This window comes from Pseudoalteromonas sp. SR41-1 (assembly GCF_014164015.1).
GTDB lineage: Bacteria > Pseudomonadota > Gammaproteobacteria > Enterobacterales > Alteromonadaceae > Pseudoalteromonas > Pseudoalteromonas distincta.
The window spans coordinates 164524-185198 of record NZ_JACJEK010000006.1 but is presented as its reverse complement, the minus strand read 5'-3'; the positions used below and the strand labels follow the sequence as shown (position 1 = coordinate 185198).

Sequence of the window (20675 nt, the reverse complement as noted above, 5' to 3'; positions counted from 1 at the left end):
ATTAATGACTAAAAAAAATGTGAATAAACCAAATTGGCTCAGTCTGATAAATATCGACAGTGTTTATAGCTCAGACATGCAACGCAAAGCGTTTTCTTTATTTACCATGATTGGGATTTCAATTGTGGTGATCGCAGTATTAGTGTTTTTTAATTATAAGCTTTATTCGCCACTACTGACCGCTTCATTAATTATCGTTAACATTACAAATATATGCTGTTCTATCTACTTTATAAAAACGGGTAACCTGCAAGTTGTGGCATTAATAAGTATGAGCATTGTGTGCATGATGTTTATTGCACTTGTTTATACCGGCGGTAAAGATAATACCGCGCTATATTGGCTAATGTTTTATCCTGTCGTAACGTTTGCATCTTTAGGGGTTAGATTAGGTGCTTGGTTAGGCTGTACCTTACTGTTTTCTTGTATTGTTATTTTATACGGCCCTGACTTTGGTCAAGTTAGCTATGGCAACGTAGAAAAAACACGTTTTATAGCGTCCTTTTCTATGGTGTTTTTATTCTCATTTATTGGTGAGTATTTTAGGCTTAAAAGCCACATGGCTATTGCCGATATTACGCTAGAGCAAAAACAAGATGCTTATACTGACCCCCTTACTGGCATAGCAAATAGGCGTTTTATTACCTCTCATTTTTTAAAGCTTGCTCAAACACGCCTAGAGCAGTACTTACCTTTTTCAATATTGTTAATTGATTTAGATAATTTTAAATCTTTAAACGATACGCATGGCCACGATTTTGGTGATACGGTATTGATAGAATTTACCAAACTTCTTGAGTCTCAATTTTTGGCAACTGCGTTAAAGGCTCGTTATGGCGGTGAGGAATTTGTTGTTATTTTACCGCAGCTCACTGCCTCTACAGCCTCTGTAATTGCGAACAAATTTCGAGAAGCCGTGGCAGGGCATGTTATATTTACTGATGACAAGCAGCGTATTTCAATCACCTGTAGCATTGGTATTTCCCAAGTAAATAAAGTAACTGATTATGATGATTCTTTAAAGCAAGCTGATGAAGCTCTTTATAGTGCAAAGGCTTCAGGTCGCAATAGAGTCGTCTCGAACTAGTTGAAGGATTAATATGTCTCAAAGTAAATTAATATATGTCCATGACCCAATGTGTAGTTGGTGTTGGGGTTACTCACCAACCTGGCTTAAGCTAAAATCAGAGCTTGCTGGTAAAGTGGCAATAGAATATAAAGTAGGAGGTCTTGCTCCCGATAGCCAAGACCCAATGCCAAAAAATATGAAAGAGATGCTTGAGGGGACTTGGCATAAAATTTCAGCGCAGTTAGGTACGCAATTTAATTATGATTTTTGGCGCAACTGCCAGCCAAGGCGTTCAACGTATCCCGCATGCAGAGCTGCACTTATAGCGCGTAAAGCGGGTAAAGAAGCTCAAATGGTGGCTGCTATTCAACACGCTTATTACCTAAACGCACAAAACCCTTCTGATGAAAGTACATTAATTAGTTTGGCTGAAAAAATTGGCTTAAATAAAGATGAGTTTTCGGAGCAGCTAACATCAAGCGAGCTTAATGATGAATTTAAAGCTGAGTTATCCTTTGTTCGCACTTTACCAATTCAAGGTTTTCCCTCACTAGTGCTTATTAAAGATAATAAAGCTTACCCTATAGAAATCAATTATACCGATTGGCACTATTCTCTTAATCAAATTAATTCAATTTTGGATTAACCAGCTTTTTGCATCTTCTTAATAAGGGGTATTTGGCCAGTAAGTACCCTTATTCGCGTTAAAACCTCCTTGTAAGTCTTAATTGTTACCATTGTCATAAAAGCGACTTTTTTGCGCAACATCCTTGTCATGTTTCATCTATAAACTCCTGCTCATTGAATTATTAAGTCATAAACTATTTATATAACAAAGTTTATGACCTAAAAAAACAAACTAGCAAATCCGCTAACTAACGAGTAAAGGTGTATGCGATGAAAGGCGTTAAACCATTAATCTTAGCTGGTATTGTGGCCGCAAGTGCAGCAGTACACGCAAACGATTTAGATAAGGTTATTGATAAAAGCAGTGAAATTAATAAATCAGCTGCGCAATCACAAACAAAAATAGACAAGATTGCAGATTCAATGCAAGGACGTTTACAGCAATTTAAAACCCTCAATAAAGAGATTGATGGTTTAGCTGTATACAACGCCCAGCTAACTAAACAATTAAATAATCAAATAGAAGAGATGGAATCTTTAAACCTGTCAATGGATCAGGTTTCTATTATTGAACGTCAAATTACGCCGCTAATGCTTAGAATGATTGAAGGTCTTGAGCAGTTTGTATCTTTAGATATTCCATTTTTAGCTGATGAGCGCACTAAGCGCGTTACGTCTTTAAAAGAGATGATGAATCGTGCTGATATTAACTCAAGTGAAAAATTTCGCCGTGTACTTGAAGCGTATCAAGTAGAAGTAGACTACGGGCGCACTATTGAAGCTTATACCGCACTTTTAAATGTGGATGACAAAGAGCGTGAAGTTGACTTTTTACGCATTGGCCGTTTAGAGCTTATTTACTTAACACGCGATGGCAAAAAAGCAGGTAGTTGGAATGCAGATACAAAATCATTTGAAGCATTACCAGACTCTACAATAAGCCAAATTAATAAAGGTTTACGCATTGCGCGTAAACAACTTGCCCCAGATATGTTAACTCTGCCAGTACATGCAGCAGAATAAGAGGTTGAAAATGAAATTGTTTACTCAAATGACAAAAATAGCTCTTTTTGCTGCAAGCCTAAGCATTACTGGTGCAAGTATAGCGGCAGAGCCAATGAACTTAGATTCATTACTTAAAACGCTCGAAAATGGTAAATCAGCTCAAAGCGAGCAAAATAAACAACGTGAACAAGAGTTTGCTGCTCGCCAAAACGAGCAAGTACAAACACTTAAAAATACCCAAGCAAAGCGCAATCAAATGCTGGTGGAATCTGAACGTCTAGAAACGCAATTTGAAGAAAACGAAGTAAAACTTGCTAACTTAACAGACACGCTTTCTAAACGAATGGGTTCGCTTAAAGAGTTGTTTGGCGTGTTACAGCAAGTAGCAGGGGATTCTAGTAATAAATTTGCTACATCAATAGTATCTGCTCAGATTGCTGGGCGCAGTACGTTTATGGATGACCTTGCTCAAAAGATGGGTTCAACTTCAAAACTTGCGTCAATAGAAGATATTGAAAAAGTATGGTTTGAATTACAACGCGAAATGACCGAGCAAGGTAAAGTAAGTCGTTTTAACGCAAGTGTTATTGTTGAAGGCGGTACTAAAGCACAGCAAGAAGTTGTGCGAGTGGGGGCATTTAACCTTATATCAAACGGTAAGTATTTAGAGTTTAATTCCTCGACTAATTCTTTGAGTGAATTAACACGTCAACCTGTATCGCGCTTTACTGCAACAGCAGAAGAGCTACAAAGCACTAAAAGTGGCGTGGTGCAATTTGCACTTGACCCAACAGGCGGCTCTATTCTTGGTTTATTAGTACAAGCACCTGATACACAAGAACGTGTTCATCAAGGTGGCACAGTGGGTTATGTGATTTTAGGCGTAGGTGTTATTGCACTTCTTATATCACTTGAGCGTTTTTTCTCACTATTGATTATGGGCGGTAAAATTCGTCGCCAGCTTAAAGATACAGTTGCACGTGATGACAATCCGCTTGGACGCGTAATGAAAGTAAAAGATCAATTTCCAAGTGTTTCACACGACACACTGGAGCTTAAACTAAGTGAAGCTATTTTACGTGAAATGCCAAAAGTGACGCGTAATTTAACACTTATCAAAATCATCTCTGTTGTTGCGCCGCTACTAGGTTTATTAGGTACGGTAACCGGCATGATCAATACATTCCAAGCAATCACCTTATTTGGTACTGGGGATCCTAAGCTTATGGCGGGTGGTATTTCTCAAGCGCTAGTAACAACGGTATTGGGCTTAGTGGTCGCCATACCAACGGTATTTTTATACACCTTACTTAATACGCGCGCTAAAAATATCTTGTTAACTATTCAAGAGCAGAGCGCCGGTATTATTGCAGAGCGAAGCGAGAAAGGAGCATAAACCATGGTGCTATTGATTGATTCAATCAATGCTATCCGTGATTTTCTCGACACTGGTGGCCAAGTTCTCTTGGTCATCGGGGTGTTAATCTTCGCGATGTGGTTATTGATACTCGAGCGATTTATTTACTTTTTTAATGGTTTTAGAAGCTATAAACACGCTCTTAAAGCCAATTGGATTAACCGTGCAGAACGAGATAGCTGGAATGCAGAGCAAATACGCGAAGCTATGATATCGCGAGCTGGTATGCGCTTAAACACCAATCTTTCTTTGATTAATGTGATGGTTGCTTTGTGCCCGCTACTTGGTTTGTTAGGCACGGTGACGGGCATGATAGAAGTGTTTGATGTAATGGCAATTACTGGCACAGGTAGTGCGCGTTCAATGGCATCAGGGGTATCTAAAGCAACTATTCCGACAATGGCAGGCATGGTAGGTGCGTTATCTGGGGTATTTGCCTCAACGTACTTACAACGAAAAGCTAAGCGCGAAGTAGAACTACTACAAGACAGCATGGTTTTAGACCATTAAGCAAAATTTTGATAAGCGGCTTATATAAAGCCACTTATCCTAGGAGAATAAAAATGAGAGCCCCGTTAGGAAACCTATTTCAAGAAGACGAAGCTGAAGAAATAAACATGACCCCAATGTTAGACGTTGTATTTATCATGCTTATTTTCTTTATTGTAACTGCCTCTTTTGTTAAAGAAGCCGGTATTGATGTAAACCGCCCAGAAGCCGCAACAGCTGTTAAAAAAGAGCGTGCTAATATTTTAGTGGCTATTTCTGATACAGGCGAGATATGGATTAATAAACGTCAAATTGATGTACGCGCAGTACAAGCCAATATCGAGCGTTTAAAAGCAGAAAATCCACAAGGTAGCGTTGTGATTCAAGCAGATAAAAAAGCCACTACCGAAATGTTAATAAAGGTGATGGATGCCTCGCGCGCGGCGGGCGCATTTGATGTATCAATTGCCGCACAAGATGCGTCTTAAGGGCTAGTTATGTTGCGATATTTAGTTGCATTAGTGATAGCCGGTGTAGTGACCTTTATGTTGTTTTTAGGCATGCAGGCACTAATTACTGGCGGTGAAGGCGCTATGACGGATCCGGTAAAGGGTAACGTACTTGATTTTGTTCGCTTGAAAAAAGAAGAAACCGTACAAAAAAAAGAGCGTAAACCACAAAAGCCACCAACACCAAAAGAGCCGCCACCACCAATGGAATCACCGCAAATGCAAAATAGTGATGCTACAGCAAATGCTAACAACTTTGACTTTGGTGCCAATGTAGATGCGGATGTAAATTTAGCCGGCGGGTTAGCACTTGAAACAAGTGATGGTGAATACTTACCGATTGTAAAGGTGGCCCCAGTTTATCCGCGCCGTGCGTTATCACGTGGCATAGAAGGCTACGTGATTGTTGAATTTACAGTAACTAAACAAGGCACTGTACGCGACCCACAAGTAGTAAAAGCAGAGCCTGAGTCACTTTTTGATAGAGCTGCGATGGATGCAGCCCTTAAATTTAAATATAAACCGCGCGTAGTAAACGGTGAAGCCGTTGAAGTTGCGGGTGTTCAGAACAAAATATCTTTCCAAATTAGCGGTTAATTAGTAATTAACCACGAGTAAACGGACAGAAATGCGAGGCGATTATGAAATTACTACCTACAGCTAAACTTTTAAAGTTAACACTATTTTGTACCGCTGCGATCAGTACAAGTATTGTTACACCAAGTGCTCTAAGCCTAATTCCAGGGCTACATGTAGCTACGGCATATGCAGAGCAAGAACAAAAAACGAAACGTGTACCAGCACTACGTGAAAAGGTTTATAGCCAGCTTGCTCGTGCCCAAAAACTTGCAGACGATGGTGATGTTAAAGGTGGACTTGAAGCGCTTGATAGCATTCAAGAGCGAGCTGCAAGCATGAACTCGTACGAAGTGGCAATGATGCATAACTTTTACGGGTTTATTTATTACAACGAAAACGACTTACCAAAAGCGATTGCCTCGTTTGAAAAAGTGGTAGCTGAGGAAGCCATTCCTGAGTCACTTCGTTTAAGCACTACATTTAGCTTGGCTCAACTGGCTATGGCTAATAGTGATTACACTAAAGTTATCTCTTTTTTAGATGATTGGGACAGTATTAACACTCAGCCTAAAACAGAAGGCTACTACTTGTTAAGGGCTCAAACATACTATCAGTTAAAGGATTATAAAAAAGGGCTTGAGTATATCTCCCAAGTTATCTCCTTAAGTGATAGCGAAGGTAAAATTCCTAAGGAAAACTGGTTAGTACTTCAGCGTGCAATGTATTACTCGCTTAATCAAGCTGACAAAGTTGTTGAAGTACTTGAGCGCATGGTAAAGCTTTATAATAAGCCTGAGTATTGGGTGCAGTTATCGGGTATGTATGGTGAAACAGGTAGGGAAAAACAACAGTTGGCGGTAATTGAAGCCGCTTACCAGCAAGGATTTTTAACCTCTAAATCTGATTTACGCCAATTAGCGCAAGTGTATTTATACAATGGTTTAGCGTTTAAAGCTGCAAAAGTGATGAGCGATGCCATTGATAAAGATATTGCTGAAAAAACAGCAAAAAACTACGCTTTTGTTGCCGAGGCGATGATCCAAGCTAAAGAAGATGAAAAATCTATTACCTACTTTGCAAAAGCTGCTGATTTATCTGAGCACGGTAAATACGATCAACGTTTAGCCGAAGTATTTGTAAATACAGAGCAATATGAAGAAGCCGCCGATGCAGCGCGTAAAGCACTTGATAAAGGTGGTCTTGATTTTGAATCAAATGCATTTGTTGCACTGGGTATGGCGCAGTACAACATGCAAAATTTTGATGCATCAATTTTAGCGTTCGAGCAGGCAGAAAAACATAAAAAATCTCAGCGTTTAGCACAGCAGTGGATCAAATATGTAAAGCGCGAAAAAGTGCATGCAGAAACACTTAGAACAGCTTTACTGTAAATTTTAAAGCGCTTTACTAATTAACAAGTAACGCGTGTAAAACCAGTTCATAATCGCAACACTAAAACCGCCTCAGGGCGGTTTTTATCGTCTATAAAAGCATCCAATTGCTTGATTCTAAATAAGTTACTTTTGTCATCTTATGGTTATTAAACTGTAACTACTTTGTCATAAGTCTCCCGTATTGTAACCGCAGCTAAACTCAAGTGACCTTAAAGCATTATTTAAGTGTTTTATGGTGACTTGAGTTTATTTGAGCACCTAAAAAATAATTAAATACTTTAACGGAGTGAACAATGAAATTATCTGACTTATTCAAAGTAAGTTTGATTGCAACTGCAGTATCTTTAGCTGGTTGTGGTGGAGACTTAGTAGTATCTGAAGGCGACACAACTATTAATGAAGGTGATACAGTAACTAACGTTATTGAAGGCGGTGACGATACAAGTGGTGAAACGTCATCACGTGATGATTCACAAAATGCTACCACTGGCTTTCCTACTGATATTGATAATGCACTAACTCAAGGTTTAGCAACTGATGTTTCTAGTGAGTTTACATCTATTACAGATAAGCCCGTATATCGCTTAGCTGCAGATACCGTGTTCACTACTGATGTATCGTTAACAAACGACGCACACTGGATCTTAAATGGCCGTACTGCGGTTGGTAATGATCGCGCAGATAACGCCAAGCTTTATATTCAGCAAGGTACAACGATTATTGGCGAAACAGGAGATGACTTCCTAGTTGTTCGTCGCGGTTCACAAATTGAATCGGTAGGGACTGTAAGTCAGCCCATTACAATGACCTCAATTCAAGATGTTACAGCTCAAGAAACAACGATTGGTCAGTGGGGCGGTTTAGTATTATTAGGTAACGCGCCAGCAAATTCTTGCGGCGACCAAGAAGGTGAAGCAACAGCTGATGAACTTGCTAATTGTGGTGTATCGGCTGAAGGTGATGCTGGTCAGTTTGGTGGCGATATCAGTGATGATAATTCAGGTACTTTAAAGTATGTACTTGTTAAGCAAGCCGGTAAAACGTTAGGTAATGGTGATGAGTTAAATGGTATTACGTTTGCCGGTGTTGGTTCTGCAACTACGGTTGATTATATTCAAGTACATGAAAATCTTGATGATGGTATAGAGTTCTTTGGCGGCACAGTTAATGTGAGCAATGTTGTACTTACAAATATTGGTGACGATTCGCTAGATTGGTCTTTTGGTTGGACGGGTTCGGCTACAAACGTTTATATTCAGCAAGCGGCTAACGTAGGCGATAACGCTATCGAAGCTGATAACTCTGAGTTTGATTCAAGTGCAACACCATTAACTTTACCTACTATTTCAAACGTTACAATTGTGGGTGCTGAGGGCAATAACGGCATTCGTTTACGTGCGGGTACTGCTGGGGTTCTTAAAAATGTATTTGTAACGGGCCCAGCTACTTATGAAAACTGCTTACGTGTAGGCTCGGATTCAGTACCTCGTGCAGAGGATGGCACACTTACGATTACAAACTCTATAGTTGCTTGTCAAACTGCAGCGAATAACTTTGGCAGCGAAGTTATTAACGGTGGCGATGTACAATCTTGGTTTGAAGGCCAAGACGCTAACCAAACACTTACCCCAGCTGATTTAATGCTAGATGACAACGGTTATACACCTCTTGCTGGCTCGCCGCTTATTGCAAATACGCAAGTTGGTGCATTTGATGGCTCAACTAATTGGATGGAAGGTTGGACTGTTGGTATTAATGGTGGCTTCCCTACTGATATTGATAATGCGCTATCACAAGGTTTAGCCTCAGACGTATCTAGCGAATTTCCGGAAATTACAGATAAGCCAGTATATCGCTTAGCTGAAGATACAACGTTTACAGCGGATGTAACACTTACAAATGACGCACATTGGATTTTAAATGGCCGTACAGCAGTAGGTAATGACCGTGCAGACGCTACAACACTTTATGTTCAAGCCGGCACGACATTAATTGGTGAATCAGGTGATGACTTTTTAGTTGTTCGTCGTGGTTCGCAAATTAACGCAAATGGTAATGCAACTGCACCTATTACAATGACATCTATTGAAGATGTAACAGGCGCTGAAACAACAATTGGTCAATGGGGCGGTTTAGTACTTTTAGGTAATGCTCCTGCTAACTCGTGTGGCGATCAAACTGGCGAAACGACGGCTGAAGAACTTGCTAACTGTGGTGTATCTGCAGAAGGTGATGCAGGGCAATTTGGTGGCGATATTAGCGATGATAACTCAGGTGTTCTTCGTTATATTGTTGTTAAGCACGCAGGTAAAACTCTTGGTAACGGCGATGAGCTTAATGGTATTTCGTTCGCGGGTGTAGGCTCTGCAACAAAAGTAGAATATATCCAAGTTCATCAAAATCTTGATGATGGCGTTGAGTTTTTTGGTGGTACTGTAAATGTTCGTAACATAGTACTTACTGACATTGGTGATGATGCATTTGATTGGTCGTTTGGTTGGACAGGTCGTGCGCAAAATATTTATATTCAACAAAGTGCTGTTGGTGGTGATAACGCTATTGAAGCGGATAACTCAGAATTTGATTCAAATGCTACACCTTTAACAAAGCCACTAATTTCTAACGTAACAATTGTAGGTGCTGATGGTACTAACGGTGTTCGTTTACGTGCAGGGACAGCGGGCGTTCTACGTAATGTAGTAATTACAGGACCTGAAGGTTACTCAAACTGTTTACGTGTGGGTTCTGACTCTGTAGCAAATGCAGAATCTGGTGAGCTTTCTATTGAAAACTCAGTAGTGGCATGTAGTGAAGATAATAACTTTGGTAGTGAAGCAATTGGTGGTGGTAATGTTCAATCTTGGTTTGAAGGCCAAACAGGTAACCAAACGCTGACAGCTGCTGGTCTTAGTTTAGCAACCGATGGCTTTACACCTAAATCTAGCTCACCATTATTAGGTTCGGGTGTTGATTCGTCAGACCTTGATTCGTTCTTTACTAAAACAGATTATATTGGTGCGTTTGATGGCGATAATAACTGGATGGATGGTTGGACAGTCGCTATAACGCCAAGTTTTCCTGATGATATTCAAAATGCCTTAGAGCAGGGTTTTGCTACTGATGTATCAGCAAGCTTTCCTGAAATCACAGACAAGCCAGTTTATCAGTTAACTTCTGATGTTGTATTCACTTCAGACGTAACATTAACTAACGATGCACATTGGATTCTAAAAGGCCGTACAGCCGTAGGTAATGACCGCGCTGATGAAACGACTTTATATGTTCAATTTGGTACTACGCTTATTGGCGAGTCGGGTGATGACTTTTTAGTTGTTCGCCGTGGTTCTAAAATAGAGGCCGTGGGCAGTGCAACTCAGCCAATTACTATGACGTCTATTGAAGATGTTACTGGTGGCGAAACGACTATTGGTCAATGGGGCGGTTTAGTGCTTTTAGGTAATGCACCGGCTAACTCGTGTGGCGATCAAGAAGGCGAAGCTACCGCTGATGAGCTTGCGAACTGTGGTGTGTCTGCTGAAGGTGACGCTGGCCAATTTGGTGGTAATGACCCAGAAGATAACTCAGGTACTTTAAAATACGTGGCAGTTAAACAAGCAGGTAAAACGCTTGGTAACGGAGATGAGTTAAACGGCATTACGCTTGCTGGTGTTGGTAGTCAAACAGAGCTTGATTACATTCACGTTCATGAAAATCTGGACGATGGTGTTGAATTTTTCGGTGGTACTGCAAACATCAGTCACCTGGTTTTAACTAATATTGGTGATGACTCACTAGATTGGTCATTTGGTTGGACGGGTAAAGCGCAATACGTACTTATCAAGCAAGCTGACTCAACAGGTGATAATGCAATTGAGGCGGATAACTCTGAGTTTGATTCAAGTGCAACTCCACTCACAATGCCTACAATTTCTAATGTTACTATTATTGGTAATGTTGGGGTTAACGGTATACGTCTACGTGCAGGCACTGCGGGTATGCTTAAAAACGTGGTTGTGACAGGCGGGGCAGATTATTCAAATTGTTTACGTGTAGGTTCAGATTCAGCTCCTCGCGCAGAGGATGGTACATTAACTGTTACTCACTCAGTTGTTGCATGTGAAACAGCAAATAACTTTGGTACGCAAGCAATTGGTACTGGTAATGTTGAGTCTTGGTTCTTAGGCCAAACAGGTAACTCTGTGCAAGCAGCCACAGACCTTGGTTTAGCAGATAACGGATATATGCCTTCGGCTGAGTCATTACTGTTAGGTAATGGTTTTGATTCTTCAAGCCTAGATAGTTACTTTGATTCAGTAGATTACATTGGTGCAATGGATGCACAAACAGACTGGACAGCAGGTTGGGTTAAGGTAGGTCTTTAATCCAAACCACATTATAGCCGAGCGAAAGCTCGGCTAATGTCTTGTTTTGTTTCGGAGTATAAAAATGAAATCTTTTAAACCCTCTTCTCTTGTTCTTTGTAAACTAAATTGCGCAGTTATGGCTGCAATTATGGGGCTATCAGTAAACACAGCTATAGCAGCCGAAGCCGAAGAGCAAGAAATAGAAGAAGTTGTTGCTGTAGGGCAACGATTAAAAGGCAGTGCGGGTGCGGTACTGCAAGAGCGTCAAAATCAGGCATTTGTTGCTGATATTATGGGTGCTGATCAAATATCACGCACAGGTGATGGCGATGCAGCTTCAGCGCTTCGTCGTGTGACTGGTTTAACCTTAGTCGATGGTAAATATATTTATGTTCGTGGTTTGGGTGAGCGTTATTCAAGTACCCAACTTAATAGCATGTATGTTCCTAGCCCAGATCCCACTCGATCAGTTGTTCCACTGGATTTATTTCCATCGGATATTATTGAAAGTTTAAGTGTGCAGAAATCGTTTTCTCCTGATATGCCAGCGCACTTTGGTGGTGGTAATGTAAATATACGCACCAAATCTATTCCTTCTGATTTTTTGTTTAAAATACAGTTAGGTACTTCATATAACACCTCTAACAGTGACACCGGTTATTTTTACAGTGGTGGTGATGATGATTGGATGGGGCGCGATGATGGTACACGTGCTTTACCTTCATTAATTTCTACAGCGCTTAAAAGTGATGCAGGACTTGAAGGTGACAGCAGTACTACGCTTGAGCAGCGTCAAGCGCTCCTACAATCTCTAGATTGGCAAGTTGGACCTACTGAGAAAGACGTTGATCCAGGCATGAATTTTTCAGTAGCACTAGGTGATAGGTTTGAGTCTGAAGTAGGTACTTTTGGCGTTCTTGCAGCTGTTTCCTATGACAATGAATGGGAAGTAGTTAAAGAGCAAAGCGGTACAAATTTAGGTAGTTTGGGCTGCGAAGACAAATGTTTTGCACAAACTTATGATGGCATATCTACTGAACAAACCGTTCGTTGGAGTGGCACATTAAATTTAGGTTATGAATTTAATAATAACCATAAATTTGAACTAACGAATATAGCTCTTCATGATATGAGTGACAGAGTGCGTAATCGTGACTTTTTCGATGCTAACGAGTCAGAAGAAGGTGTTACTGAGTTACGCCGTGTTGACGTTATGTATGAAGAGCGTGAAATGTTCTCTACGCAGCTCAAAGGGACGCATAACTTTCCTGAATTAGAAAATTTATTTTTTGATTGGTATGCCGGTACAAGCCGCGCCAACAGAGATGCTCCTGGCGCATTGGATGTTGTTTTTCAAACTAACTTAAATGATGGTGTATTTGAATCAGAGCAGTTACAAGATGTTGCTGCAACAAACGTAACACGTGATTATCAAACTTTGCATGATGACGTAGATACATATGGTTGGAATATGGGCATCCCGTTTTATGGTGATGGCTATGAGTTAGAGCTTAAGGTGGGTGGCGATTTTTCTGAAAAAAAACGTGATGCAAGTAATATTCAGTTTGGTATTACGCACCGTGGTATAACAGATGAATATACATTTGGCTCAAACATAGACCAAATTTTTTCTGACGAAAATTTAGCTAATAGTGAGTTTTATACAAGTATTACAGGCTCTGGTATTTTTGATGATGGTACCGCAGATGGTGATAAGTACAGCGCTGCACATAAGTTAGACGCTTATTATTTTATGGCCGACTTTTTCTACGAAAACACATGGCGTATAACCGGTGGTATTCGTTGGGAAGACTTTTCTCAAATATCAGTGCCTTTTCAGGCTCATACTAATTTCTTTGATGGAACAATTGAAGAAGTGAGCGAAGTTGCAATAAAAGAAGATAACTTTTTTCCTTCTTTAGCAATTACTTATATTATGGATGAAGAAATGCAGTTTCGCTTAAACTTAAGTGAAACGACGATTCGCCCAGATATGCGTGATGTAAGCTCAACTTATTATGTTGACCCACTAACAGAGTTTTTAGTGCGAGGCTCGCCTACACTTCAAAGCTCTAAGCTAAAAAATGCTGACTTTAGGTTTGAGTGGTACATGCCTTCAGGAAACAATCTATCAGTTGCTTTGTTTTATAAAGATATTGAAAACCCAATTGAAATGGTTGAGTTAGCGGGTGTTGGTGGAGCTGCTCCGCAATTACTAACAGCAAATGCGCAGTCGGGTGAACTAACAGGTATTGAGGTAGACTTTTTAACTGACTTTAGTTTTATTCATAATGATTTATCTGCCATATTTTTATCAGGTAACGTTACTCTATCGGATTCAAGTGTTGAGCTTGGCATAAACGATGCTGATGGGGTTGATTCATTATTTGAACAACAACTAAAAGAGGCGTTGGAAGCTGACTCTGTTTCTAACATTGTTACTAATAATAAACGTCGTTTAGTTGGTCATTCTGAATGGGTAGCAAACTTACAAATGGGTTATGACTCTGCTGATGGTTTTCATTCTACCTCAGTTGTTTATAACGTGTTTGGGCCGCGCATAATCGTACCAGGTACGCGTGGTAACGAAGACGCAGAAGAAAAGTCATTTCATTCTCTTGATTTAGTTTATTCTTACTTCCCTAACTTTAATACTAAAGTTAATTTTAAAGTTAAAAATATACTTGGCCAAGAAAAAGAAATTGAACAAGAAAACTTAACACTTTGGCGTCAAGAAGAAGGCACTGAGTTTAGTTTAAGCTTTAGCTACGAGTTTTAATTTTCTACCCAAGGAAGGGGGATATAATAAAACCTAATTACCTATTAGCCCTGTATTTAATACAGGGCTTTTTTATGACTATGAAAAATATTTAAGTTCTACTTTATTCACTAGTTTTAGCGCGCTGGTGGTGTTATTTTGACGTTAATGAAAATTAAATCTCACGCAATGAATTTAATTTTTAATGTATTAAGGCATCTTTTATGAATCAAACAGTGGAACAAACAATGAAAAAAGTAGGATTAGTCGGTTGGCGTGGCATGGTTGGCTCTGTGTTATTAGAACGTATGCAGCAGCAAAGTGATTTTGCCCATATCGACACCACCTTTTTCACCACCTCACAAGCGGGTCAACTAGGCCCTGATATAGCAGGCGACGCAAAACCATTGCTAGATGCAAGTGACATTAGCGAACTTGCTAAAATGGATATTATTGTTACTTGCCAAGGCGGTGACTACACCAATGCGGTATATCCAAAATTACGCGAGTCGGGTTGGGATGGTTACTGGATTGATGCAGCTTCAGCACTGCGTATGAGTGAGGACAGCATAATAGTGCTAGATCCCGTAAACAAAGATGTTATTGAACAAGGCTTAGAGCAAGGCGTTAAAACGTTTGTTGGCGGTAACTGTACAGTATCGCTAATGCTACTTGCATTAGGCGGTTTATTTGAGCAAGACCTAATTGAATGGGTAAGCCCAATGACTTACCAAGCAGCCTCTGGTGCTGGTGCACGAAATATGAAAGAGCTTATTGCACAAATGGGCGCTATTCATGCAAGTGTTGCCGAGCAATTAGATAACCCAAGCTCTGCTATTTTAGAAATTGATAAAATAGTCAGTGAAACAATGGCTTCAAAAGACTTACCACAAGACCAATTTGGTGTGCCATTAGCGGGCAGTTTAATCCCGTGGATTGACGTACCTATGCCAAGCGGTCAGTCTAAAGAAGAGTGGAAAGCGCAAGTAGAAGCCAACAAAATTTTAGGCTCTTCTAAGCAACCAGTGCCAATTGATGGTTTATGTGTTCGTATTGGCGCTATGCGTTGTCATTCGCAAGCGATGACCATTAAATTACGTGAAGATATTAGCGTAGAAAAAATTGAAGAAATTTTAGCGTCTCATAATGAGTGGGTTAAGGTAATTCCAAACGAGCGTGAAATTAGTGCCACAGATTTAACACCGGTTAAAGTAACGGGCACTTTAAGCATTCCTGTTGGCCGTATTCGTAAATTAGCGATGGGACCAAAATACATTAGCGCATTTACAGTAGGCGATCAGCTTTTATGGGGCGCGGCAGAGCCACTTCGTCGTATGCTACGCATAATTGTTGATGGTGAGTAATACCAATTCGCAATAATACTTAATCAATTGAGGGGTTAAATCTGACGTTAACTACGTTAAATATTTCTGATATAGAACAACTAAATAACGAAATTTTTGCCTTGTTATCGACACGATTTTCTTCCCTCAAAATAGATCACTTAATTAAGCGAATTGGTATAATATATAATCAGTATTAACAAAAGGGGTTGGCAATTTGCCAGCCCTTTTTAGTTTAATGGCTTATAAAACCGCTTAAGAGGCTAAAACAATACTTTTTTATGAATGTTCACTTTTGTTTATTATTGAACTTAAGTAAACTGTTTACATTGTGCAACAGCCTATTCAAGTAACATTAATGACCTCTCACACAAATAACTTTGCCAATAAGCGATTAGCATTTGTTAGCTCCTATTTTAGTTCTGCAATTGCTATAAACACGGTTGTTTCTTGTTTTCTTATTTTTAGCAGTATTAACCACAGCGCCTCGCAAGAAAAACTTTATTGGCTTTTTACGTTATCATTTATTTCATTACTTCGAATAGCAAGCCATGTATTTGTTAACAACACCCATGCTTTTAAATATCATCTGTATTTTATAGGTTTATTATTAACGGCTTTAACATGGGCTGCTTTTCCTATTTTGTTTTATGAAAACATGCAAATGCAGGAAAAATTTGTATCATTGGTTGTTTTTAGCTCCCTTGCTGGTGGAGGCGTTAATGTTTTAGCTTCAGATATTCGTTCCTCCTTGTCGTATATAACCTGCTTATTGGTTCCTTTTAGTATTTTATTACTTTTACAGCCTATTGAAGATGAGAATGTACTAGGTGTTTTAGGGCTCGTTTTATGGTTTATTTTGTGTTTTATAACGGCTTCACGTAGTGCAAAAGATGTAAAATCATCAATTAATAACGAACTTAAGTTAGATCAATTTATTGAAAACTTAGAAAACGAAGTGCAACTTCGTACCGAACAAATAATTTCTTTAGAGCAAAAAGACAACCTAACTAAATTGTTTAACAGGGGGAGCTTTGTTTCTAATGTTGAACTTGATTTAGCCAATCAAAATGATGATATTAAAGCTGTTTTATTTTTAGATATGGATGACTTTAAAATCATCAACGATAAATACGGTCACGATTTTGGTGATTTTGTGCTGGCTCAAACAGGTAAACGATTAGTTGAAACACAAACCCAAGGCGACTTTATTGCTTGTCGATGGGGAGGTGATGAGTTTATTTTTTATTCTCGCACTAACACCGAAGACGAACTTTTTGACTGTGTTTTTAGATTAGTTAAAACCTTAACGAAAACAGTAAGCATGGACAGCTATCAAGTAAATCCCTCTTTTAAGGTTGGGCTGTATTTTACGCGCGAAAATTTTAATCTTGCAGAGGCGATTAAATACGCTGATGTAGCTATGTATGAAGGTAAGAAAAGCCGTAATGAAATATCGGTATTTGACGAGCGAATGCATGAATCGCTTAAAAGAGAAGAAGTACTTCGCAGCTCAATTAAAGAGTGCGTAGAAAAAGGTGACTTTCATCTGTGCTATCAACCTATTGTTGATATAAGCACAAATGAAATAACTACGTTTGAAGTACTACTTCGTTGGCAGTTTAATGATGAATTTATTCCCCCTTCAGAATTTATAGATATTGCAGAGCGATATGGAAAAATTAATATACTCGGCGAATTTGTACTAGAGCAAGCTATTGCGAGCTTAAGTAGGCTAAATGCCGTAAATAGTAATATTGGATTGTCGATTAATGTGTCGGTGTTGCAACTAGAAAACCATAACTTTTTAGATTTTTTAGTTGCGCTTTTAAATAGATACGCAGTTAAACCATACAATGTGCATTTAGAAATAACAGAAACAGTCATGATTAAAAATTTACCGTATTTGTCTAAAGTGATTACGGCCATAAAAAATACTGGAGTGCGTATTTCTATTGATGACTTTGGTACTGGGTTTTCTTCTATATCGGTTTTAAAAGAGCTATCAGTTGATTACATTAAAATAGACAAATCTTATATTGATAATATTTGTGAGTGCTCAAAAGATAAAAGTATTGTTTCTGCGGTAACTAACATGTCGCATATGATTGGTTGCCAAGTAATAGCGGAGGGCGTAGAAAACTCCGCTCAGTTAACGTTATTACAAAGCTTAGAAATTGATAAATACCAAGGTTTTATATTCAGTAAACCAGTTAGATTTGATCAAGCACTATCCTTGATATATTAAAGGTACTCGCTGTTTTTATTTAGTTAAGCATTGCTGCATAAACCCAATTTTTTGTAGCAATTTTAAATTGGTATAACCTTTGCTGTTAATACTTAAATTAGCCACTTTAACTTCACTTAGGCTATTAACGATGTATTTTAAATACGATTTACGTAGTGTTGTTACAATTTTGCGTAATTCTTACATGTTTAAAATGCTCATTTGAAAGTATTAGGTAAAGGAAATTACAATGAGCTCGGTTTCTAATGTATTTCATAGCAAATGGTTTAACTCATTAGCGGTTATTTTATTAGTCCTTATTATTGCCAGAATAGCCGCACCTTATGCGCTTCAGCAGTATGTAAATTATCAGCTAAAACATACGCAAGGTGTTACGGGGCATGTTGGTGATGTAGATTTGTTTTTATATCGCGGTGCCTACGCGATTGACGACGTTGAAATTTACGCTGTTGATGCAACTTCAGCTCCTAAGCCTTTACTGAGTATTCAAACTCTCGATTTTTCACTTGCGTGGTCAGCCCTTTTAAAAGGGAATTTAGTCACAAATATGGCTTTTACGCGTCCTGAGATAGTTATTTACGATAAAGACCCCAATGCTTCTGAGCAAAATCAACAAGTAAAAGATGAAACCACTTGGGTGGGGCTGGCGAATGACTTAGTACTGTTTTCTATTGATACCTTAATAATTGAGCAAGGCAAGTTAACCTTAGTTAACTCAACCAATAGCGGTGAAAAACCTACTTTTATATCAAATATTAATGCCAAAATTGAAAATATAACGAATGCGCAAAACCTATCAAAAACACTTGTGACTAGTCTAAACGTAGAGGGGGCGTTAATGGGGGAGGCCGCATTAAAACTTGATGGCAAACTAGACCCTTTTAGTAAACATGCTAATTTTGATTTTAACGCAGAGGTGCAGCGCTTCTCAGTTAAAAATCTCGACACTGTATTTAAAGTGTATACACCGTTTGATATTGAAGCGGGGGGGATTGATGGCGCAATGGAACTTGTGGCTAAAGATAATAACTTAGATGGTTATGTAAAAGCGGGTGTTCAAAACCTGAGTGTATTTTCTTGGCGAGAAGATATAGAAAAAGATGATGACGGCATCTTTACTGCTATATTTGAAGGCAGTGTAGATTTACTGGGCTCTATACTTGAAAACGATGAGTCTAAGCTTGTTGCTGCACGCATTCCTATAGAGGGGCAATTAGATAATACGGATGTTTCGACTTTCCAAGCCGTTATTTCGGTTTTAAAAAATGCTTTTTTTGATGCGTTTAAAATGAAAGTGGATAATGTTATTTCTTTTGAAGATCCAAAGAGTGATGAATCTTTAAGTAATAAAAGTAATTAATGTATTTAAATATCCCAAATTAAACGTTTAACTCAAAGTAACACCAACATCATTGATGTTGGTGTTACTTAGTTTAGATATTTCTATTCGTCTTTACTTAATAGCGCTTTAAGCTCTGCAATTTGAACTTGTAGCTCATTTACCTGACCTTGTGTTGCAGGTAGAGAATCGTTATCCGCAAGCTCTTCTCGGGCATTTCGGTGCTCCTCACTCATTACTTCTAAAATCGCACCTACCATCATGTTTAAAAATACAAATGCAGTTAAGAATATAAACGTAAGGTAATATATCCAGCTTAATTCGTACACCGCCATTGTTTCGTACATTATGTCGGTCCAATCTTCAAACGTTGCTATTCTAAACAAGGTAAGCATTGATATTGAGACGTCTTGCCAAAGTACGGGATTGATTTCAGCAAACATCATGCTACCCATTGCAGCGTATATATAAAAAATAACAAACATTAATAGGGCTATATAACCCATTTGTGGAATGGCTTTAAGCAATGAGTTAACCAATAAGCGCAGCTCTGGGATCATCGAAACCAATCGTAACACTCTAAATATGCGCAACAGCCTAGCTATTAACATTGTAGAGCCAGCAGCAGGGTATAAACTGCCCAATACTATGATAGTGTCAAATATATTCCATCCCTTAGAAAAGAAGTCTTTAATTCCTTTGCTTGCAACAAAGCGAATTATTAGTTCAATTAAAAAGAATGCAGTAATGCCAACATCCATCCAATTTAGAGCAAGCTCTACGGTAGGATGTAGTGAGTAAGTGTGTGCACCTACTGTAAGGGCAGAAACAATAATTACAGCTATAACAAATGATTGAAATATCTTGCTTTTGTCTATACGCTGAAACAACTTTTGTAACTGCGACATCATAGTAATAGATCCTTTGGATATTAAGATTTTATGGCGCTAATATACAATAGTATCGTAATAATTTAACGCTTTTTCGATATAGAAAGTGTAAGGAAATTTAATGTTTATCAATAAACTAAAAAGCAGCGCATTACTTATTATTGGATCATGTGTTTTGGCTGGTTGCAGCTCTGATGCACGTTTTCATGAATTACAATCGGCGCGCCTTGATGAGTGTAACTATAAAGCTGACAAAGAATATTACGAATGCCTAGATAAACAAGACTCTAATTACGAAGAGTTTAAAAAACAGCAACAAGCCCAGACTAAATAAGTAACCTTTATATTTATGACTAAAACTCAAAAACAGCGCGATAAGAAAATTCGCTTAGCGCTTACTAATGCATGCGAAGCAATAAAAGAAATGGTAATTGGTTTTGATTATCTAACGCATACAGTTGATTTAAATAACGAAGTAAACACGTTAAAAGTACAATGTTACTTTATTGATGAGGTAGCCCGTGAAGATGCAAAACCGCAACTTGATGAGTTAACGCAGATTATACTTAGCCAGCTAGCAGCTATTAAGTTGAACGCAAAACCAGCACACATCTCATTTTTAGCCAATTAACAGCGGTTTAGTT

At 38.8% G+C, this 20675-nt stretch carries 16 protein-coding genes; 15 read left to right on the top strand and 1 reads right to left on the bottom strand.

The genetic code is table 11. The features are described 5' to 3' along the window. The first annotated feature begins 4 nt into the window (after positions 1-4). The 13 genes from H5118_RS07050 (at position 5) to H5118_RS06990 (ending at position 19162) form a co-directional block, all read left to right on the top strand. The gene (locus H5118_RS07050) at positions 5-1087 is read left to right on the top strand and encodes a GGDEF domain-containing protein (RefSeq protein WP_182748305.1); all 1083 of its coding nucleotides are present in this window, start codon (positions 5-7) and stop codon (positions 1085-1087) included. Positions 1088-1100: 13 nt separating this feature from the next. Beyond that, a complete protein-coding gene (locus H5118_RS07045; RefSeq protein ID WP_182748304.1) occupies positions 1101-1715 on the top strand; it encodes a DsbA family protein in 615 nt (204 codons plus the stop codon). Positions 1716-1966: 251 nt separating this feature from the next. Next, positions 1967-2719: a DUF3450 domain-containing protein gene (locus tag H5118_RS07040; RefSeq protein ID WP_004334751.1), complete on the top strand. Its 753-nt coding sequence runs from the start codon at positions 1967-1969 to the stop codon at positions 2717-2719. A 10-nt stretch (positions 2720-2729) separates the two neighbouring features. Beyond that, positions 2730-4097 carry a MotA/TolQ/ExbB proton channel family protein gene (locus H5118_RS07035; protein ID WP_004334754.1) on the top strand — a complete coding sequence of 456 codons (1368 nt, stop codon included), beginning with the start codon at positions 2730-2732 and terminating at the stop codon, positions 4095-4097. A gap of 3 nt (positions 4098-4100) precedes the next feature. Beyond that, positions 4101-4628 carry a MotA/TolQ/ExbB proton channel family protein gene (locus H5118_RS07030; RefSeq protein ID WP_010552929.1) on the top strand — a complete coding sequence of 176 codons (528 nt, stop codon included), beginning with the start codon at positions 4101-4103 and terminating at the stop codon, positions 4626-4628. 53 nt (positions 4629-4681) lie between these two features. Then, entirely contained in the window at positions 4682-5095 is a 414-nt protein-coding gene (locus tag H5118_RS07025; RefSeq protein WP_004334764.1) for a biopolymer transporter ExbD, read from the top strand. Between the two features lie 12 nt (positions 5096-5107). Beyond that, on the top strand, positions 5108-5713 hold the full coding sequence (locus tag H5118_RS07020; RefSeq protein WP_024597386.1) for an energy transducer TonB: 606 nt from the start codon (positions 5108-5110) through the stop codon (positions 5711-5713). 44 nt (positions 5714-5757) lie between these two features. Beyond that, complete coding sequence (locus tag H5118_RS07015; RefSeq protein ID WP_165723864.1) at positions 5758-7086, top strand: lipopolysaccharide assembly protein LapB; 1329 nt, start codon at positions 5758-5760, stop codon at positions 7084-7086. Between the two features lie 296 nt (positions 7087-7382). Then, the gene (locus H5118_RS07010) at positions 7383-11471 is read left to right on the top strand and encodes a hypothetical protein (RefSeq protein ID WP_182748303.1); all 4089 of its coding nucleotides are present in this window, start codon (positions 7383-7385) and stop codon (positions 11469-11471) included. Between the two features lie 64 nt (positions 11472-11535). Further along, on the top strand, positions 11536-14232 hold the full coding sequence (locus tag H5118_RS07005) for a TonB-dependent receptor domain-containing protein (RefSeq protein ID WP_138490090.1): 2697 nt from the start codon (positions 11536-11538) through the stop codon (positions 14230-14232). 203 nt (positions 14233-14435) lie between these two features. After that, positions 14436-15575: an aspartate-semialdehyde dehydrogenase gene (gene asd / locus H5118_RS07000; RefSeq protein WP_004334779.1), complete on the top strand. Its 1140-nt coding sequence runs from the start codon at positions 14436-14438 to the stop codon at positions 15573-15575. Positions 15576-15912: 337 nt separating this feature from the next. After that, positions 15913-17802 (top strand): bifunctional diguanylate cyclase/phosphodiesterase, encoded by a 1890-nt coding sequence (locus H5118_RS06995; protein ID WP_220497232.1) that lies wholly within the window; start codon positions 15913-15915, stop codon positions 17800-17802. 229 nt (positions 17803-18031) lie between these two features. Further along, positions 18032-19162: a DUF748 domain-containing protein gene (locus tag H5118_RS06990; RefSeq protein WP_182748301.1), complete on the top strand. Its 1131-nt coding sequence runs from the start codon at positions 18032-18034 to the stop codon at positions 19160-19162. A gap of 83 nt (positions 19163-19245) precedes the next feature. Here H5118_RS06990 and H5118_RS06985 read toward each other — a convergent pair whose 3' ends face one another. Continuing rightward, positions 19246-20052: an ion transporter gene (locus H5118_RS06985; protein WP_182748300.1), complete on the bottom strand. Its 807-nt coding sequence runs from the start codon at positions 20050-20052 to the stop codon at positions 19246-19248. A 100-nt stretch (positions 20053-20152) separates the two neighbouring features. Here H5118_RS06985 and H5118_RS06980 point away from each other — a divergent pair, with 100 nt between their 5' ends. Next, positions 20153-20365, top strand: a complete 213-nt coding sequence (locus H5118_RS06980; protein WP_004334789.1) for a hypothetical protein — start codon at positions 20153-20155, stop codon at positions 20363-20365. A gap of 15 nt (positions 20366-20380) precedes the next feature. Continuing rightward, complete coding sequence (locus H5118_RS06975) at positions 20381-20662, top strand: hypothetical protein (RefSeq protein WP_182748298.1); 282 nt, start codon at positions 20381-20383, stop codon at positions 20660-20662. Positions 20663-20675 lie beyond the last annotated feature (13 nt).